Annotated in this window: 17 protein-coding genes; 4 read left to right on the top strand and 13 right to left on the bottom strand. The window is 52.9% G+C overall.

What is annotated here, in order from left to right:
- Positions 1–15 precede the first annotated feature (15 nt).
- From KZZ10_RS00660 to KZZ10_RS00625, 8 genes are all read right to left on the bottom strand, one after another.
- Positions 16–1,419 (bottom strand): type IV pilus assembly protein FimV, encoded by a 1,404-nt coding sequence (locus KZZ10_RS00660; RefSeq protein WP_259659563.1) that lies wholly within the window; start codon positions 1,417–1,419, stop codon positions 16–18.
- A gap of 17 nt (positions 1,420–1,436) precedes the next feature.
- Positions 1,437–2,564 carry an aspartate-semialdehyde dehydrogenase gene (gene asd / locus KZZ10_RS00655; protein ID WP_259659562.1) on the bottom strand — a complete coding sequence of 376 codons (1,128 nt, stop codon included), beginning with the start codon at positions 2,562–2,564 and terminating at the stop codon, positions 1,437–1,439.
- A 59-nt stretch (positions 2,565–2,623) separates the two neighbouring features.
- Positions 2,624–3,700: a 3-isopropylmalate dehydrogenase gene (leuB, locus tag KZZ10_RS00650; protein WP_259659561.1), complete on the bottom strand. Its 1,077-nt coding sequence runs from the start codon at positions 3,698–3,700 to the stop codon at positions 2,624–2,626.
- Between the two features lie 53 nt (positions 3,701–3,753).
- Positions 3,754–4,407, bottom strand: a complete 654-nt coding sequence (gene leuD, locus KZZ10_RS00645) for a 3-isopropylmalate dehydratase small subunit (protein WP_259659560.1) — start codon at positions 4,405–4,407, stop codon at positions 3,754–3,756.
- 5 nt (positions 4,408–4,412) lie between these two features.
- Positions 4,413–5,816: a 3-isopropylmalate dehydratase large subunit gene (leuC, locus tag KZZ10_RS00640; protein ID WP_259659559.1), complete on the bottom strand. Its 1,404-nt coding sequence runs from the start codon at positions 5,814–5,816 to the stop codon at positions 4,413–4,415.
- Positions 5,817–5,910: 94 nt separating this feature from the next.
- Positions 5,911–6,984 (bottom strand): chorismate synthase, encoded by a 1,074-nt coding sequence (aroC, locus tag KZZ10_RS00635; protein WP_259659558.1) that lies wholly within the window; start codon positions 6,982–6,984, stop codon positions 5,911–5,913.
- A 42-nt stretch (positions 6,985–7,026) separates the two neighbouring features.
- Positions 7,027–8,589, bottom strand: a complete 1,563-nt coding sequence (locus KZZ10_RS00630; protein ID WP_259659557.1) for a protein adenylyltransferase SelO — start codon at positions 8,587–8,589, stop codon at positions 7,027–7,029.
- Entirely contained in the window at positions 8,586–9,044 is a 459-nt protein-coding gene (locus tag KZZ10_RS00625) for a DUF2069 domain-containing protein (RefSeq protein WP_375372518.1), read from the bottom strand. Before KZZ10_RS00625 ends, KZZ10_RS00630 begins: the two co-directional genes overlap by 4 nt.
- Positions 9,045–9,126: 82 nt before the next feature.
- Between KZZ10_RS00625 and KZZ10_RS00620 the strand changes: the two genes are divergently transcribed.
- Positions 9,127–10,026, top strand: coding sequence for a YihY family inner membrane protein (locus KZZ10_RS00620; protein WP_259659556.1), 900 nt, complete (start codon positions 9,127–9,129; stop codon positions 10,024–10,026).
- Positions 10,010–10,471: a CBS domain-containing protein gene (locus KZZ10_RS00615; protein WP_259659555.1), complete on the top strand. Its 462-nt coding sequence runs from the start codon at positions 10,010–10,012 to the stop codon at positions 10,469–10,471. The genes KZZ10_RS00620 and KZZ10_RS00615 overlap by 17 nt, the downstream gene beginning before the upstream one ends.
- On the opposite strand, the gene dusA is transcribed toward KZZ10_RS00615, so the two are convergent.
- Positions 10,468–11,442 (bottom strand): tRNA dihydrouridine(20/20a) synthase DusA, encoded by a 975-nt coding sequence (gene dusA, locus KZZ10_RS00610; RefSeq protein WP_375372521.1) that lies wholly within the window; start codon positions 11,440–11,442, stop codon positions 10,468–10,470. The two genes, KZZ10_RS00615 and dusA, sit on opposite strands and share 4 nt — an antisense overlap.
- 213 nt (positions 11,443–11,655) lie before the next feature.
- On the opposite strand from dusA, the gene KZZ10_RS00605 reads away from it, so the two are divergent.
- Positions 11,656–12,633, top strand: coding sequence for a homoserine kinase (locus tag KZZ10_RS00605; protein ID WP_259659553.1), 978 nt, complete (start codon positions 11,656–11,658; stop codon positions 12,631–12,633).
- A complete protein-coding gene (locus KZZ10_RS00600) occupies positions 12,633–13,427 on the top strand; it encodes a BPSS1780 family membrane protein (RefSeq protein ID WP_259659552.1) in 795 nt (264 codons plus the stop codon). Before KZZ10_RS00605 ends, KZZ10_RS00600 begins: the two co-directional genes overlap by 1 nt.
- Here the strand turns inward: KZZ10_RS00600 and KZZ10_RS15445 are convergent.
- Genes KZZ10_RS15445 through KZZ10_RS00585 form a run of 4 tightly spaced genes read right to left on the bottom strand, consistent with a single transcriptional unit; the run spans position 13,381 to position 17,103 of the window.
- Positions 13,381–13,737 carry a DUF192 domain-containing protein gene (locus tag KZZ10_RS15445; protein WP_375372517.1) on the bottom strand — a complete coding sequence of 119 codons (357 nt, stop codon included), beginning with the start codon at positions 13,735–13,737 and terminating at the stop codon, positions 13,381–13,383. The two genes, KZZ10_RS00600 and KZZ10_RS15445, sit on opposite strands and share 47 nt — an antisense overlap.
- Positions 13,734–14,666, bottom strand: coding sequence for a type II secretion system F family protein (locus tag KZZ10_RS00595; RefSeq protein WP_259659551.1), 933 nt, complete (start codon positions 14,664–14,666; stop codon positions 13,734–13,736). Before KZZ10_RS00595 ends, KZZ10_RS15445 begins: the two co-directional genes overlap by 4 nt.
- Positions 14,630–15,478 carry a type II secretion system F family protein gene (locus KZZ10_RS00590; protein ID WP_259659550.1) on the bottom strand — a complete coding sequence of 283 codons (849 nt, stop codon included), beginning with the start codon at positions 15,476–15,478 and terminating at the stop codon, positions 14,630–14,632. Before KZZ10_RS00590 ends, KZZ10_RS00595 begins: the two co-directional genes overlap by 37 nt.
- Positions 15,472–17,103 carry a TadA family conjugal transfer-associated ATPase gene (locus KZZ10_RS00585; RefSeq protein WP_259659549.1) on the bottom strand — a complete coding sequence of 544 codons (1,632 nt, stop codon included), beginning with the start codon at positions 17,101–17,103 and terminating at the stop codon, positions 15,472–15,474. The genes KZZ10_RS00590 and KZZ10_RS00585 overlap by 7 nt, the downstream gene beginning before the upstream one ends.
- Between the last annotated feature and the right edge of the window lies 1 nt (position 17,104).

Genomic DNA, 17,104 nt, shown 5'->3' with positions numbered 1-17,104 from the left:
GACTCGCTGGTCCAACTACACCTTCCCCGATGAAGATGGAGTCGGTTTTGTATCGCTTGCCGGGGAGTCTAAATTCAGATCAAGAGACTGTAGCTTTTGATCGAAGGCTTTTGACACTTCCGCATTGTTGGTGGCGTGATAATCACCATTGCTCTCTCGGGTACCGGCGCGACGCAGCATCAAAGCCATGAGTAGTGCCAACACGCCCGAAGCGCCAAGTACAACCCACAGTACATTGTCGTTTGCGACTTGCTGCACCCGAGCCAGTCCCGTTGCAGGGGGACGTGTGATATCTGTACCCTTCGGGCGATCGACTTGTCCTGCGTCACCGTTGGGCCGTGATGCCGATCCGACCGCAGCGCTGCTTGTATTTTGCGTGGCCTGTGGCGTTCGCGCTGGCTCAGTTTGTGTACGTACAGCATCACGCAGCTGCTGCAAGTTCTGCTGCAGCATGTCGATACGCTGTTGCATTTCCTTTAGCTCTTGTGCGGCCGCTACCTTCGCGTCCTCATCAGAGCTACCTGGTGCCGCTGAACTCAGGCGCAATTGATCACCCATTGGAGCCGACTGCGCGACCGCTGCTGGTGGCTTAACCGACCCCGACTGGGTCGGGCCCGGGGGAACCGTTGGCGTTACCGTTGGCGCTGGTGCTGGCGTTGGCGCCGGTACCGCAACAACAGCGGGTGGCATCGACGACTCAGACTGGGCCGAAACAGTAGCAACCGTTCCGGTTTGAATAGCACGTCCCGCAGCTCCCCGTCCTTGCTTGAAGGCCGCCGCATGCTTTAAGAACATCCCATACGCATACTTTGGATCGATAGTCAGTATCGTTTTTGCATCCGGAATCGACAGTGTGGTTCCCGCACGAAGCTGATTCATATTCTGCGATAGGAACGCACTCGGATTCGCTTGGTATATGCCCCAAAGCACTTGATATAAATCCGCACCAGCAACCGCGTAACGCTGTGCAATCCCAGACAAGGTATCACCGGGGACCACAAGGACACTTCCCTGACCAGAGGCACTGACCAGAACCAGGTAGCTCGATTGCACAGCCAAACGCGCGTTCGCGAGCGTCACGTCAAGCAAGACATCCACAACCGGTATATTTACTGGCTGTGAAGAGCGGAGCACTAATCGCCGTGAACCCGGACTGAAACCAGGCTCTACACTTGCCGACAAGGTTGACAAAGGTGCAGGGGCAGTCAGCCCTGCAGCGGCCCAAGCCTGCGCTCCAGCCACTGTAACCTTTAAAGCGTCAGAGTCCGATGCTGTCAAATCGTACAACGGTATTTCGACACGCAAGGGGGCACCCGCGGGTGACATAACACTTCCGTGCCCAGGCTTTGCTGCCCAAGCAGTGCTTGCAGCGCTCAACAGCGTCACGCACACCAACGCCAACTGAGATCCAATACGCATGGTCTTATCCTTAAACATCACAGCTGGCCCAACGTGATGCGAAGCATTCTACGGAGCGGCTCGGCAGCTCCCCAGAGGAGTTGATCGCCTACGGTGAACGCGCCCAAATAGTCACTACCCATGGATAGCTTGCGCATACGTCCCACGGGGATATCAAGTGTGCCTGTTACCGCAACAGGTGAGAGTTCTCTTAGCGTATCTTCCTTTGTATTAGGTATGACCTTCGCCCACTGCGTCCCCTTTGCAACAATGTCAACCACCTCGTCTAACGGTACATCTCGTGTAAGCTTGATCGTCAGCGCTTGACTATGGCAACGCATCGCACCAACACGAACACACAACCCATCAATGGGAATCGCTGTGGAGCCGAAGCCTTCTCCACGGCCGAGAATCTTATTGGTCTCCGCTTCGCCTTTCCACTCCTCGCGGGACATCCCATTGCCCAGGTCTTTGTCAATCCAAGGTATCAGATTGCCGGCCAGCGGGACTCCAAACTGTTCTGTAGGCAGACGACCGGACTGTTGAATCGAAAGTACCTGCCTGTCGATGTCGAGGATTGCAGAGGCAGGATCGCTTAAGGCTGCATGCACCTCTGCATTAATTAGCCCGAACTGTGTGAGTAATTCGCGCATGTGCTGGGCCCCACCACCAGATGCTGCCTGGTAAGTCATAGACGTCATCCATTGGATCAAGCCTTGGTTAAACAAGCCCGCCAGGCCCATCAACATACAACTAACCGTGCAGTTCCCACCTATAAAGTCTTTCACCCCGCGCGTGAGCGCAGCGTCAATCACGGACCGATTAACAGGATCCAACACGATAATCGCGTCGTCCTTCATGCGGAGCGTACTTGCAGCGTCAATCCAATAGCCCTTCCACCCCGCCGCCCTCAGCTTCGGATACACCTCTGAGGTGTAATCTCCCCCTTGCGCAGTCACGATCGTGTTTAGCTTCTTTAAGGCATCAATGTCATAAGCGCTCTGCAAAGCGGTTTCACCGGCCCAAGTTGGACTTTTTCCCCCAGCGTTACTAGTGGAGAAAAAGACTGGGTCAATGAGCGCGAAATCACCTTCATCGCGCATGCGTTGCATGAGCACAGATCCAACCATACCGCGCCAACCGACTAAACCGACAGAGTGTTTCATTTCAGAGCTTTGTTAAAAAAGAATGACGAATTTATAACCATTTTAACGCTAATTAAAACTTAACCGAGCGCTTTGAGAACTGCGTCACCCATCGCCGCTGTTCCAACCTTTGTCATACCAGCCTCATAAATATCCGCGGTACGGAAACCCTGCTGTAGGACGCGCTGGACCGCCTGTTCGATGCGCTTGGCTTGGGCATCATGATCGAGTGAATACCGTAGCAGCATTGCAGCCGACAAAATTGTGGCGAGAGGATTTGCGACGCCTTTGCCAGCGATGTCAGGTGCCGAGCCATGGCTTGGCTCATACAAGCCTTGACCAGAGGCGTTCATGGACGCAGAGGGCAACATCCCAATTGAACCCGTCAACATGGCTGCTTCATCCGACAGGATGTCGCCAAACAAATTGCCCGTGACAATGACATCAAAATCGCGTGGCGCACGAACCAGTTGCATGGCGGCGTTATCTACGTACATATGCGTCAGCGCAACGTCTGGATACTCTTTGGCAACTTCAATCACGGTATCGCGCCAAAGCTGCGAGGTTTCAAGAACATTGGCCTTGTCAACACTGCAAAGCTTACGACTGCGCTTTTGCGCCGCCTGGAACCCGAGATGAGCAATACGTCGAATCTCCGGCTCCGCATAGCGCATCGTATCGAAACCTTCTTTGCTTCCAGCAAACGGACCATCAGTCGCAGTACGAATACCACGGGGCGTTCCAAAATAAATGTCGCCAGTCAGTTCGCGCAAAATCAATATATCAAGACCAGATACGATTTCAGGTTTTAGCGAAGAAGCGTTTGCGAGTTCCGGGTACAAAATAGCCGGCCGTAGATTCGCGAATAAACCTAGCGACTTACGCAGTCCAAGAATCGCTTGTTCAGGTCGGTGTTCGCGAGGGAGCTTGTCATACTTCCAGTCACCCACCGCTCCAAACAGCACGGCATGAGACTCTTGCGCAAGCTTCAGTGTACTGGGCGGCAGAGGATGCCCATGCAAATCATAGGCTGTTCCACCAACCGGGGCATGTTCAATTTCAAGCGGTATATCCAGTGCCTTAAGTACGCGAACGGCCTGTTCGATAATCTCGGAACCAATGCCGTCGCCAGGCAACACCGCAATTTTTTTTGTCATGATGTGTACATCCAAAAATATTGGGCCGGAAAACCGGCCCGTCTAAACGAGGTCTAACGGACAATCGGCACAACATCCAACCAAGGATGGCGGGCAAGACGTTCAGCTTCAAACGTGCGAATTTTTTCTTCTTTACGCAGCGTTAAACCGATTTCATCCAACCCATTTACAAGACAGTATTTGCGGTGAGGTGTGATGTCGAACTCCATGCCTCGACCATCAGGGGCAATTACTACTTGCTTCTCCAGGTCGATCGTCAACTTATAGCCGACAAACCCTCGCACTTCATCGAACAAGCGTGCTACCTGAAGTTCGGATAACACGATCGGAAGAAACCCGGTCTTGTAGCTGTTGTTAAAAAAGATGTCCGCAAACGAAGGCGCAATCACAGCTCTGAAGCCATACTGAGCCAGCGCCCAAGGTGCATGCTCACGGCTCGAGCCACATCCAAAGTTCTTACGGCCAAGCAATATTGAAGCACCTTGATAGCGGGAATGATTCAGTACAAAATCCGGATTCAGTGGTCGCTTGGAATTGTCCATTCCTGGCTCGCCATGATCCAAATAGCGCAACTCATCGAACAAATTAGGTCCGAATCCAGTACGCTTAATTGACTTCAGAAACTGTTTAGGGATGATGAGATCGGTGTCAACGTTCTCACGATCTAAAGGGGCCACAAGGCCTTGATGTGTTGTGAATGCGTCCATGATGATTACCGGAAGTTACGTACGTCGACAAAGTGGCCAGCAACCGCTGCAGCAGCAGCCATTGCGGGGCTAACGAGGTGTGTGCGTCCGCCCTGCCCCTGACGCCCTTCAAAATTTCGATTGGATGTGGAGGCGCAACGTTCACCTGGCTCGAGCCTATCGGCGTTCATCGCGAGACACATTGAACAACCAGGCTCACGCCACTCGAAACCAGCCTCAATAAAAATCTTGTCCAAACCTTCACGCTCAGCCTGCGCCTTTACCAAGCCGGAGCCCGCAACCACCATCGCCTGACGCACCGTGCTCGCAACGCGCTTACCCCGAGCAACAGCAGCAGCTGCCCGAAGATCTTCAATGCGTGAATTCGTACACGAACCGATAAACACGCGATCAATCTTGATATCTTCGATCGGAGTATTGGGCTTGAGGCCCATGTACTCGAGAGCACGCTCCATGCCGCTTCGACGCATGTCATCTTTCTCGCGATCAGGATCTGGTACTCGACCAGTGACGGGCAACACCATCTCTGGCGATGTTCCCCAAGTCACCTGGGGGGCAATCTGTTTTGCATCAATATCAACCACACGGTCAAAATGAGCACCCTCATCCGAGCGTAGCGTCTTCCAGTAGGCGACCGCAGCATCCCACAGCGCCCCGCTTGGCGCAAACGGCCTGTCAACAAAGTAGTCAAGGGTCTTTTGGTCTACAGCCACCATTCCGGACCGCGCACCGGCCTCGATCGACATGTTGCACAAAGTCATGCGACCTTCGATTGACAAGTCACGGATCGCGCTCCCAGCGAACTCGATGGCGTGCCCAGTGCCGCCAGCAGTGCCAATGACGCCGATAACATGCAAAATAATATCTTTTGCGGTGCAGCCTGTTGGGAGCGTGCCTTCGACACGCACCAACATATTCTTGTTCTTTTTAGCCTGCAGGGTCTGGGTCGCCATCACGTGTTCAACTTCGGATGTGCCAATACCGAAAGCTAGCGCCGCCATAGCACCGTGCGTGCTTGTGTGTGAATCACCACAGACAACCGTCATGCCTGGCAATGTTGCGCCTTGCTCTGGGCCAATCACATGAACAATACCCTGGCGCAAGTCATTCATCTTGAATTCGATGACATTGTGTTTTGCACAGTTCGCGTCCAAGGTGTCCACTTGCAGCTTGGAAATCGGATCGGTGATCCCATCTCTGCGGTCAATGGTGGGGACATTATGATCAGCCACCGCAAGGTTCGCGTTCAAGCGCCACAACTTGCGCCCCGCCAACTCCAATCCCTCGAAGGCTTGCGGACTGGTGACTTCGTGCAAAAGATGGCGATCGATATACAGGATGGTGGTGCCGTCGGCCTCTTCATGGACCACGTGAGCGTCCCACAGCTTGTCGTAAAGGGTTTTTTTCATGACGTTGTCTCTGTCAGTCACAGGCTAGTGTTAATAAATCAGCGTTTGATTATGCCATAGGGACAACCCCCTAACGGCAAAGATTCCGAATAGATCAGCGACGCAAAACAGTTCCACATAAAGCACGATCAAGCAGCGCGTGATCTGCGAGGACTAAAGCCAATAGCGCCTCGGCGATGGGGGTTGCTCGGATGCCCACGCAGGGATCATGCCGACCTAGGGTTTGAACCATGACCGCCTGCCCGGCTTTATCCACCGAACGACGTTCGGTTCTGATACTCGACGTTGGCTTGATAGCTAAACTCACACAAACAGGTTGACCGGTCGATATACCGCCCAAAACTCCCCCTGCATTGTTGGTTAGAAACCCGTCTGGCGTCATTTCGTCGCCATGCTCAGAGCCGCGCTGCGCGACACTGCGAAACCCGGCTCCAATCTCGACCCCCTTGACTGCGTTCAACCCCATCATGGCATGCGCAATGTCGGCATCTAGTCGGTCGTAAATTGGTGCACCCCACCCCACTGGTACACCTTCAGCGATTACCTCAATGCGCGCGCCAACGGAATCACCAGCTTTGCGCAAGGCATCCATGTATTCCTCAAGCTCCTGGACCCGCGAGGGGTCGGCCGCGAAAAACGGATTCGTCTCAACATGTTCCCAGCTAACAAAATCAAGAGGGATTGGACCGAGGGCGGACATGTACCCGCGCACCTGCGTACCGAAATTTTCTCGCAGCCACTTCTTGGCAATAGCCCCTGCAGCGACCGTCGGAGCCGTAAGACGCGCCGACGAACGCCCACCACCACGCGGGTCACGCACGCCGTACTTTTTAAAGTAAGAGTAATCGGCATGTCCGGGGCGAAAGGTCTCAGCAATATTGCTGTAGTCCTTGCTACGCGCATCGATGTTACGTATGAGCAAACCGATCGGGGTGCCGGTCGTGTGCCCTTCGAACACGCCTGACAGGATCTCAACACGGTCCGACTCCTGCCGCTGCGTCACGTGTCGTGAAGTACCCGGGCGTCGCCTGTCTAACTCTATTTGGATATCGGCTTCAGATAAGGCAAGCCCTGGAGGGCAGCCATCGACAACACAGCCTATCGCTGGGCCGTGAGATTCACCGAAATTGGTGACGCGAAATAGTGTGCCGAGAGTGTTGCCAGACATAAAGAAACCGTACAAAACTAGGGTTGATGTTGAATTATGGCACTAGGACGAACAACTTACTTCGATTGTAGTCGCCCAGGCCGGGGGCTGCGCAGCGTAAGCATCCTTACCGTGTTGGAAGGTAAACGGTGACCGTAACACGTCAAACAATGCCTGAACCTCCGAAAAATCCCCCTCTTCGGCTCTCTCGATGGCTTTCTGGGCCAAGTAATTGCGAAGAACATAAAGCGGATTCACACTGAGCATGCCATTTACACGTGCGCCTGAATCTTGCGCGGGAGCGGATCGCAATCGAGCCTGATACTTATCAAGCCAAGCGATAGCAGCCTCCCGATCGATAAAAAGATCAACAAAAGGCACCAGTCCAGGACCGACTGTGCCCCCAAGGTCGCGCGACGCCTGTGCTGTATCAACCCCAGCAACACCTGGTGCATAGGCCAGCTGCCTAAAGGTCAGTGTAAAGTCCGCGTGATTGGCCTGCATTAAGGACCAGAGATCATCAATGAGTGCCTCATCACCCAGCTGCCAAACACCTAAGCCCAATTTTGCACTCATGCGCGTCTGCATTTCTTGAAGAAAAATGCCGTCATAGGTATCCAACGCAGCACGTAGGGCGTCTGCATCGGGCGCAATCACATGCAGGCTGTTGGCCAACTGATATAGATTCCAATGGGCAACGGCGGGCTGTGCGTGCCAAGCGTACCGCCCCTGTGTATCGGTGTGATTACATATGTGCTTGGCATCAAATGCATCCATGAATCCGAATGGCCCATAGTCTAGGGTCAAGCCAAGAATCGACATATTGTCTGTGTTCATAACACCGTGGCAAAAACCGACAACCTGCCACTGCGCCATCAAACGCGCAGTGCGTTGCACCACAGCGCGCAAGAATCGAACATAGCGTTGCTCGCCCGTTTCAGTCACGCCCGCCTCTGGTAACAGGCACTCTGGGTAAAAGCGGCTGATAACGTAATCAGCCAGCACCGTTAACTGTTGTGGCGCATTACGCGAAGCCCAATGCTCAAACGAACCGAACCTTATAAAACTTGGGGCCATACGCGCGACCACCGCCGCACTTTCGACTGTCTCACGAATCACCCGGTCTTTGGCGCTCACGATCGACAATGCTTGCGTTGTCGGAATTCCCAAGCCGGACATGGCCTGACTTGCGAGATACTCTCGGATAGAGGAGCGCAATACCGCTCTCCCATCTCCACGCCGAGAGTACGGTGTTGGTCCGGCCCCCTTAAGTTGAAGCTCCCAATTACCACGAGGACCGGAAACTTCACCAAGTAAATGGGCTCGGCCATCACCCAGTTGTCCCGCCCAAACGCCAAACTGATGGCCGCTATAGACCGCTGCGAGAGTGTCCCCCCCGGGAAGAGGTGTGGAACCACTCACGATATTTAAAAACTCTTTAGACTCCAATTCCCTTGGGCCAAGCTCAAGAAGCTCGCCTACGGAGGGATTGGCATGCACCAAGATAGAATCTTTAAGGGGCGTCGTGGGGATGCGGGTGAAAAAATCTGTCGGCAATGCCGCAAAAGAGTTTTCCTTCGGAACCCGAAAAAAAGCGCTGTCCTGCAAATCGCTAAACTGGCTCATCTACCTCGTTCCTCAAGGGGGTCAGTCGGTGGCGATACCGAAGCAGCCTTTTCGGCCGCAGCGGCTAGCTTGGCGGCGCGCTTTGCGGGCCGCACATAAAAGATCGAACAAAAGAAAAAAACGCTCGACAACACGATCTCAATCCAGGCCGCCGAGATGCTTGGACCCGGAGGATCTGACATGACCCGCACGACGCCTTCCATGAGATACAACAGCACGAGCATCGATGCCCATTGAATTGTATAGAGGCTACCTTTCGCCACTCCACGGAGGGCAAACGCTAAAGGGAACGCCTTCAGGAACAGGAGCGTGCCTCCCGGGCGCAAGGGTGCAAACCAGATCTCCCAAACCACGCACCAGATAAACAGCGCGATCAAACTGACCATTGCGCAACGCTGCAGCGCAACATTTAAGCGAGGGGCTTGCGCTGTGTTAGTACTTCGCAATTGCTGCATATTCAGGTCTTCGAATTAATTAAGCGTCGCAGGTTAGTATTATCCAACGATCCTCAGGTATTTTGGGTAGTACACCTACCGTATGTCCTCAAATTTAGCCCATACCCCTTCAAACACCTTGCTTAAACCTTGGCAATTGGCGATTGCGATTGCCTTTAAACGGTCACTCAAAGCGAACACCATGCAACTCGCTTCGAGTTTGGCGTTTTCGACGGTTTTTGCAATTGTGCCTTTGTTAGCCGTGGTGCTTTCAATCTTTACCGCGTTGCCGCAGTTTGACGAGTTCAACCGTGCATTGCAGGAGTATCTAACGAACAGCCTCCTGCCGGCTCAGCTCTCGAGCAACATCATGGATTACTTGAACGCGTTCGCCGCACAAGCGAGCCATTTAAGTGTAATTGGTGGCGTGTTTTTAATCGGCACAATCATCGCACTTGTGATCTCGGTTGATGAGGCGCTCAACACCGTTTGGCGAATCAAGGAACAACGTCACGCCCTGCGTCGGCTCTTTGTCTACGTCATGATTGTTGTTGTTGGACCTGTGATGCTTAGCGTTTTACTTTGGGCCACCGCCTTTCTAGCGCGCGAATCGTTTGGTCATGTCACGCATATTCCGGCGCTGCTCAATCTATCTCTCAAGTTATCGCCTTTTGTCGTGAGCACCCTGGGGTTTACCGTGCTTTTTGTTGTAGTGCCAAATACAAGCGTACTTTGGCGTGACGCGCTGCTGGGTGGTTTTGTTGCGGCACTGCTTTTAGAGGCAATGAAGTTCGGCTTTGCACTGTACATCACGAGTTTTTCTACCTACACCCTCATTTATGGCGCGTTTGCGGCGGTGCCGGTATTTTTGCTGTGGGTGTATTTTTCGTGGCTGGGTGTATTGCTTGGTGGTCACGTTGCCGCAAACCTACCGCTTCTGCGCCAACAAACACTACAATCAGCAGGCAGCAAATTGGAGGAAGAACATGCTACAGGTCAGTGAAATTTTGCGTGTAAAGGGAAACACCTTGTTTACCGCATCCCCAGAAACACAAGTTGTGCAAGCGCTCGAAACCATGAGCACCCATGACATTGGTTCGCTGGTGATTATGGACCAAGGCAAGCTTGTCGGCATGTTGACCTTTCGAGAGCTTATTCGACATGTAAACAATAATCACGGGGCAGTCGGCGCTACGCCGATTCGAGCCATCATGGAGTCCAAGCCTGTTTCAGTCACGCCAAGCACGGACGCGAACACCCTTCAACGCTTGATGCTCGACAACCACTGCCGCTATGTCCCAGTGATGGAAGACGGTGTTCTTCTAGGGGTGATCTCGTTCTACGACCTCGCGCAAGCGATCGTCGCGGCGCAGAAGTTCGAGAACTCGATGTTGAAGGCCTATATCAGGGACTGGCCTGATGAAAAGCCGACCCGAGTAGCCGACTAAGCTGGTGCGCCCACTAAATCGTAGGCCTGCCGGATGAGGTCTGCTTTGCTGTCGTTCAATAGGCTTGAATCCGACAACATCCGTCGCCACAAACGAGAGCGCGGGCGACCATTAAACAGGCCAAGCAAAGGCCGAACCACCACCCGCAACGGCACCCCAGCCTGAGTCTGAGCATGTGCATAACACGCTAGCGCTTCAATAACTTCTTGCTCGGGAAGTAACGTGTCTAGGGGCCACCAGGCCTGAGACATTTCTCGAAGCACAATGGGATTGTGCCAAGGCGCACGGCCAAGCATGACCCCATCGAACCGATGGCGCTCTTGCTCACAATCCTCTTGCGAAGTTAGGCCCCCGTTAAGAACCATCACAGCCTCTGGAAAGTCGTGCTTCAATTGCGCGGCCTGGTCGTATCTGAGCGCTGGCACCTCACGGTTGTCCTTAGGAGTTAACCCCTTTAGTACGGCGTTGCGTGCATGGATGATGAAGACGCGGCATCCGACGTCATACAGCGCACCCACAAAGTCTTGTACAAAACCATAACTTTCATCCCAGTCGAGTCCGAGCCTATGTTTCACAGTGATCGGCACACTCACGACATCTTGCATCGCCTTCACACAATCAGCAACCAGTGTTGGCTCAGCCATCAAACATGCGCCAAAGGAACCCTTCTGCACACGCTCAGAAGGACAGCCACAGTTCAGATTTATCTCGTCGTAGCCCCATTGCTCTCCAAGCTTAGCAGCGAGTCCAAGCGCTTGAGGCTCACTGCCGCCGAGCTGAAGCGCAACTGGGTGCTCTTGCTGACTAAAGGCTAAATGTCTTGCGACATCTCCATGCGTGAGCGCACCTGTCGTGATCATCTCAGTATAGAGACGCGCACGTGGTGCGAGCAGCCGATGAAAGTACCGACAATGGCGATCGGTAACGTCGATCATCGGCGCGACACATAGTTGCCAACCATTACGATCGATTGTCAGGTCATCTGAAGCTAAGGGTGGCTGGGGAGAGAGAGGATTCATAAACAACGGTGAAAAATACGGACAACGCTACAAATCGAGAGAAGCACAAAGAGCTTGATTTTAGTTGTCAAACAGAGGCTCGTGTGCGCAGTTGGCGACTGACTTGGTAGAATTACGGAGAAACCACACCAAAACTCGTTTTTAATCTTTGCATTCAATTGCGCGATGGCCGTATTCACTCCTGTTAGCGAACAAGATGCACGCAACCTACTTAGCAACTACTCGCTTGGTGAGTTTGCGTCGCTCAAAGGGATCGCAGCAGGCATAGAAAACAGCAATTATTTTCTCACCACATCTGCGGCAGAGTACGTTCTAACGATATTTGAGGTCCTAAAGGTAGAGCAGTTGCCTTTCTACATAGAGCTCATGCACCATTTGGCAGAGCGCGGTATCCCGGTCCCAAAGCCTCAAACTAGACTTGATGGTGCCAGGTTAACCATGCTGCACGGCAAGCCCGCCGCAATCGTTTCGAAACTGGCTGGCACATATATCGTATCGCCTAACACAGCCCATTGTGCTTTGACTGGAGCCACCCTCGCCCGCGCTCATTTAGCCTCCGCGGATTTTACAATTCGTCAGCCAAATTTACGCGGGCTGTCGTGGTGGCAAGAAACCGCGCCTGTGGTCATGCCCTTTCTGTCTCAGTCTGCGCAGAATCTGTTGTCGACCTCCTTGGCAGAACAAATTGCTGTCGCAAGATCCGAAGATTGGCGCGCCTTGCCCAAAGGGCCCTCCCATTGCGATCTGTTTCGAGATAACGTCTTGTTTGCCGGCACGACCGAGAGTCCCGTGCTTGGCGGGTTTATCGATTATTACTTTGCCGGTGTAGACGCCTGGCTATTTGATGTTGCTGTTTGCCTAAACGATTGGTGCATTGACCAAACATCAGGAGAACTCATCCCCGAGCTTGCGACCGCTTGGTTAGAAGCCTATAGTCGCGTACGTGCATTTACTGAGCAAGAGCATCGTTTGTGGCCGATGATGCTACGAGCCGCGGCATTGCGGTTTTGGATCTCTCGCCTGTATGATTTTTACCTACCTAGGCCAGCCAAAACACTTAAGCCGCATGATCCAACCCACTTTGAGCGTATCCTGACCCAACGGACGCTTCAAGCAATTCCGAATTTACCCAAGGATTTCTGATGCAAGCAGTATCTTTACCCGCTCTAGCCGGTTGGCGCTGGGTACGTGACGGCTGGATGCTTTTTCGTAAGCAGCCGATGGCCTTTTTTACGTGGGCTATGTTTGTCAGCTTAATACTGATGGTGGCAAGTGTGACACCACCGATTGGGCCATTGTTGTTTGTAGTGCTTATGCCCACAGCCACCCTATTATCGCTGAGCGCCTCTCGCCACGCGGAGCAAGGTCAAAAGATTCTGTTAGGCACATGGATCGCGCCATTGCGCGTAGCTGGTGTATTTAAACGGTTGCTCGGCATGGGTGCGTTGTACGTGGTGTTTTGCTTGATTTTGGGACTCATCGCATTCATGCCATTTTCAGCAGAAGTCACCGAAGCCCTCAAATCGGTTACCGTCAGCAACGACCTACTCCCTCTGCTCGAGGCAGTTCGAACCCCGATGGCAATTTTCGCGGTGTTATATGTGCTGATGGCTGCGATATTTTGGTACGCGCCAGCGCTGGTCGGCTGGCACACCATACCAATGACCCGTGCCCTTTTTTACAGCGGTATCGCTTGCTGGCGAAACAAGTTGGCCTTCGTTGTTTACGGCTTGTCATGGTTGGGCATATTCTTGGCAATAGATACTGCTCTGAGCGCACTTAGCATGCTCGGGCTTCCCAAAAGCTTGAGCGCAACGATTCAAGTTCCGATCAATGTGGTAGCAAGTGCCGTGCTCTACTGCAGTTTTTACACAAGCTTCGTATCTGTCTTTAACACCCAGCAAGCAGTTGTTTCAGACTCTGAGCCAGTAAACTAATTTTGCTGTCTGTTTCCTCGCTCTCCTTACGCCATGTCATTTCGCAGACGGCACTTGCAAGCCGGCATGTCACGATTCTATTAGGCATCACTTTTCGCTTAAATCCGACAACTTGATGTTGTCTGTCTAGAAAAATGATTGTCAGTGGGTAGGTCATTCCGAATGTGTGCACTGAGCGACAGTCAGGAAAGTACAGCACGCAACCCGAAGGCATTGGATGGCGTAAGAGGAGTCCCCTCGCCCGAGCAAAGAAACCACGTGCCACATAGACCTTCAATGAATCTACACCTGTTCGTTCAAGTTCGGTCATTGCAGTCCAACTAACTGAATCGCTACAGGAATGCCAAGCACGAGAAATGTGCAAGGAAAGATGCACAAAGCCAAAGGAAAGAGCATTTTAATTGGTGCTTGCATGGCGAGCTTCTCAACCGCCATCAGGCGCTCCCTTCTTTGTTGATCACTAAAGTTTCTAATTATCGGCGCCACACTAAAGCCAGTACGCTCTGCTTGTCTAAGTGCCGAAACAAGCTGTCTGACTGCTGGTAAGTTCACCCGCGCAGATAACTGCGCGAGCGCATGCGAGCGAGGTTGCCCTGAGCGGATATCAAGCAGTACCCGAGTCCACTCCGAATGTAGAGGGCCAGGACGGCTATACCGCAATGCGAGTTGCAATGACGCCTGCAGATTCTGTCCGGACTCAAGTCCAAGAACAATCAAGTCCAACAGAGCAGGAAGGTCATTGAGGATCGACGACTGGCGCCTACGTACCCGTGCAAGCGCGGCAGCGTTGGGATAACTGTAGCCGAGGTATCCACTGAGAAAAAACAAAACACCATTGCCCCAACCCCAGTCAAACAATTGGCGCCACACTACGCTCTGAACTACCGCAACCACAAGTGCAGCAATGATCCCGAGGAAGAGCTTGGCTAGGTATAGTTGCCCAACGCTAAAGTGCTCCAACCCGGCACGAGCTAATAAGGTCGTGCCGCTTCTGCGCTGGTTCCAGGTTACTAGCCGAAGGAATCGGTCGCCAAGATAGCGGCTCGCAACCCAAATACTCTTGCCAGACGAATCTGAAAAAACAGGCTGCACCGTGGCTGAGGAGCGCAGAGCCGACCGTAAGCGTAGTAATAGCGAACCGCCCAAGTAGACCGCCGCTCCAACACTTACAGCCCCAACAACGATGCCCCACCAAAACAGCATTAGTTGCACACAGTGCGCAAGATTGCGCGAAGCCATAACAAACCAACGAGTTCAAGCACAGCGATAATCACAAGTACGACTTGCCCGATAACGTTAGACATCGCTAGTTGCATCGCATTGGGATCAAGCGCACACAATACGCCAAGCAAGATAAGTGGCAATACGCCAATCACCCACGCTTGCATTTTCCCCTGCGTCGTTAACATCTCAACCTTCAGACCCATATACTGTTGCTCGGACAAGTTTAAAGACAGCTTGTCAAGAAGCAATGCTAACGAACCACCAGACTCTGCACCTACGCGCAGCAACGTAGTCGCCTGCGCCACGCTTTCTGAGCGAATGCGTAAGCGAAAGTTCTCTAGGGCGCTCTGCAACGGTATGCCTACGCGTTGCTCCCGCAGTATCAGTGAGAGCTCTTGAGACAGAGGCGGGTTTAGATCTTTTGCCATAACGTTTAATGCGGTGCTCAAACTAGATCCAGAGCTCAACGCAGCGGCGAGTATCCGCAAGGCATCCGGCAACTGCCGGTCCAACGTATACTTTCTCGCCGCGTGGGCTCTAGCCAGAAGTAGGCGTGGCACGGTCAACACCAACACGCTAACGCTCATGCTGAACGCAACGCTATCCAACAACAGCCAACCCAACAACCCCATCACAAAAGCCAACGCAACCAACAGTGGCCACAGCTGCGATAAATCTACAAAAACAAACATATCCGCTAGCCGAGATTCCGCTTCATTGCTCAGCGATTCCTGATATTTCACCCATGCGTTGGTTAGGCTGCGATGCAACAGCCCAAAGATGAGTGCTGTCGAAGCACCGGCTAACAACAAGCCCATCGCTAGCATGTCAAAGCAAACCAGTTTTTCAAGCCACCTTCGAGCGGCAGATTGTTCCGATCGAACAGCATTGGAACCAAACCAACCCCAGTAGCAAGACCAGTCCCAGGATCAAAGCGTGCGATCGTTTGGGTCTGAATGATGCCTGACTCTACCCCGCACACCTCCGCGACTGCGTGCACGATGCGGCGCCCACTAGGTAGCCGAGCCTGATGAACGATTAACTGAATCGCTGATGCGATTTGATCACGTATCGCGGGAAGTGGCAGGCCACTTTGAGCGCTTAAGGTCATTGTTTCTAACCTCGCCAAGGCATCTCGAGGGCTATTAGCATGTAGGGTTGTCATCGATCCCTCATGGCCAGTATTCATAGCTGCCAGCATATCAATACACTCTGTGCCCCGCACTTCGCCGACGACTATCCGGTCCGGACGCATCCGCAAAGCATTCCTAACTAAATCGCGTATCGTAATCGCGCCCCGACCTTCGGCATTTGCGACACGCGTCTCGAGCGCCACGACATGGGGATGCTTGATTTGCAATTCGGCGGAGTCCTCGATTGTGACAATGCGCTGTGTATGGGGAATCTGAGCCGCTAAAACATTTAACAGTGTCGTCTTACCCGAGCCGGTGCCACCGGCAACAAGGATATTCACTCGATGAACGATACAAATTGAAAGAAAATCTGCTAGTGCCTGTGCCAGGGTGTTGTTCGCGACTAAATCACTTAAGGTCGGACGATTTTTAGGGAACTTGCGAATAGTCATACTTGCACCGCGCAATGAAATTGGCGCAATGACAGCATTCAGTCGTGAGCCATCGGCTAACCGAGCATCCACCATTGGAGAAAGCTCATCGATCCTCCTACCAAGCGGAAAAACAATTCGCTCAATAATTCCACGCACCGCACTTTCGGAACTAAACTCCGCGGCCGAGCGCGTCAACACACCTTCACGCTCTACATAAATTTCGTCAAAAGCATTCACAAGAATCTCTGACACGGTTGGGTCGGACAGCATCGGCTCAAGCACGCCAAGTCCAACTGCTTCACTTACAACAAGCTCAATTAAATTCTCCCTCTCTTTATCGTTGACACCACCAAGTTGTTCAACCGGTAATTGCTTTGCGCAATTTCGCGCATACTCACGAAGTGCACTCGTGGACAACGCAGCAATATCATGACGTCTCAAATCCAGAGCTTTGACAAGCCCTATATGCAGCGACTTGCGCAATTCGCGATAGGTGGTACTCGACCCAGTCATTGTTGTCTGTAGATTCTCATTACCAACAGAAGCCTTTAACTCCGCACTCTCAGGCTCTATCTCAGCACTTAAAGGAGCTGCCTCAAGCAGCACTGTTAACCGCAGCAGGCATGGACCGACGACAATTTCGTCTGACGGCTGAACTGGACCATAACGCACGACCCGGCAACCATTGGCTGTTGTACCGGAGAGAGAGCCCAGGTCTTCCAAATGGCAGCCTGACTCATCGAGATGCACTCGAACATGGCGCTTCGCCACTCGCCAATGTTGTATGCGAAGGGCACACTCGCCTGAGCGGCCGACCAAGAAAGGTGGGCACAACGTGCACGTAGCCGCGTGGCCATCTTCGTAGGTGATAGCGACATGGATCAAG

Source organism: Zwartia hollandica, assembly GCF_019923725.1.
In the GTDB taxonomy this organism is placed as follows: domain Bacteria; phylum Pseudomonadota; class Gammaproteobacteria; order Burkholderiales; family Burkholderiaceae_B; genus Zwartia; species Zwartia hollandica.
This window is presented reverse-complemented; position numbering and strand designations above follow the sequence as displayed.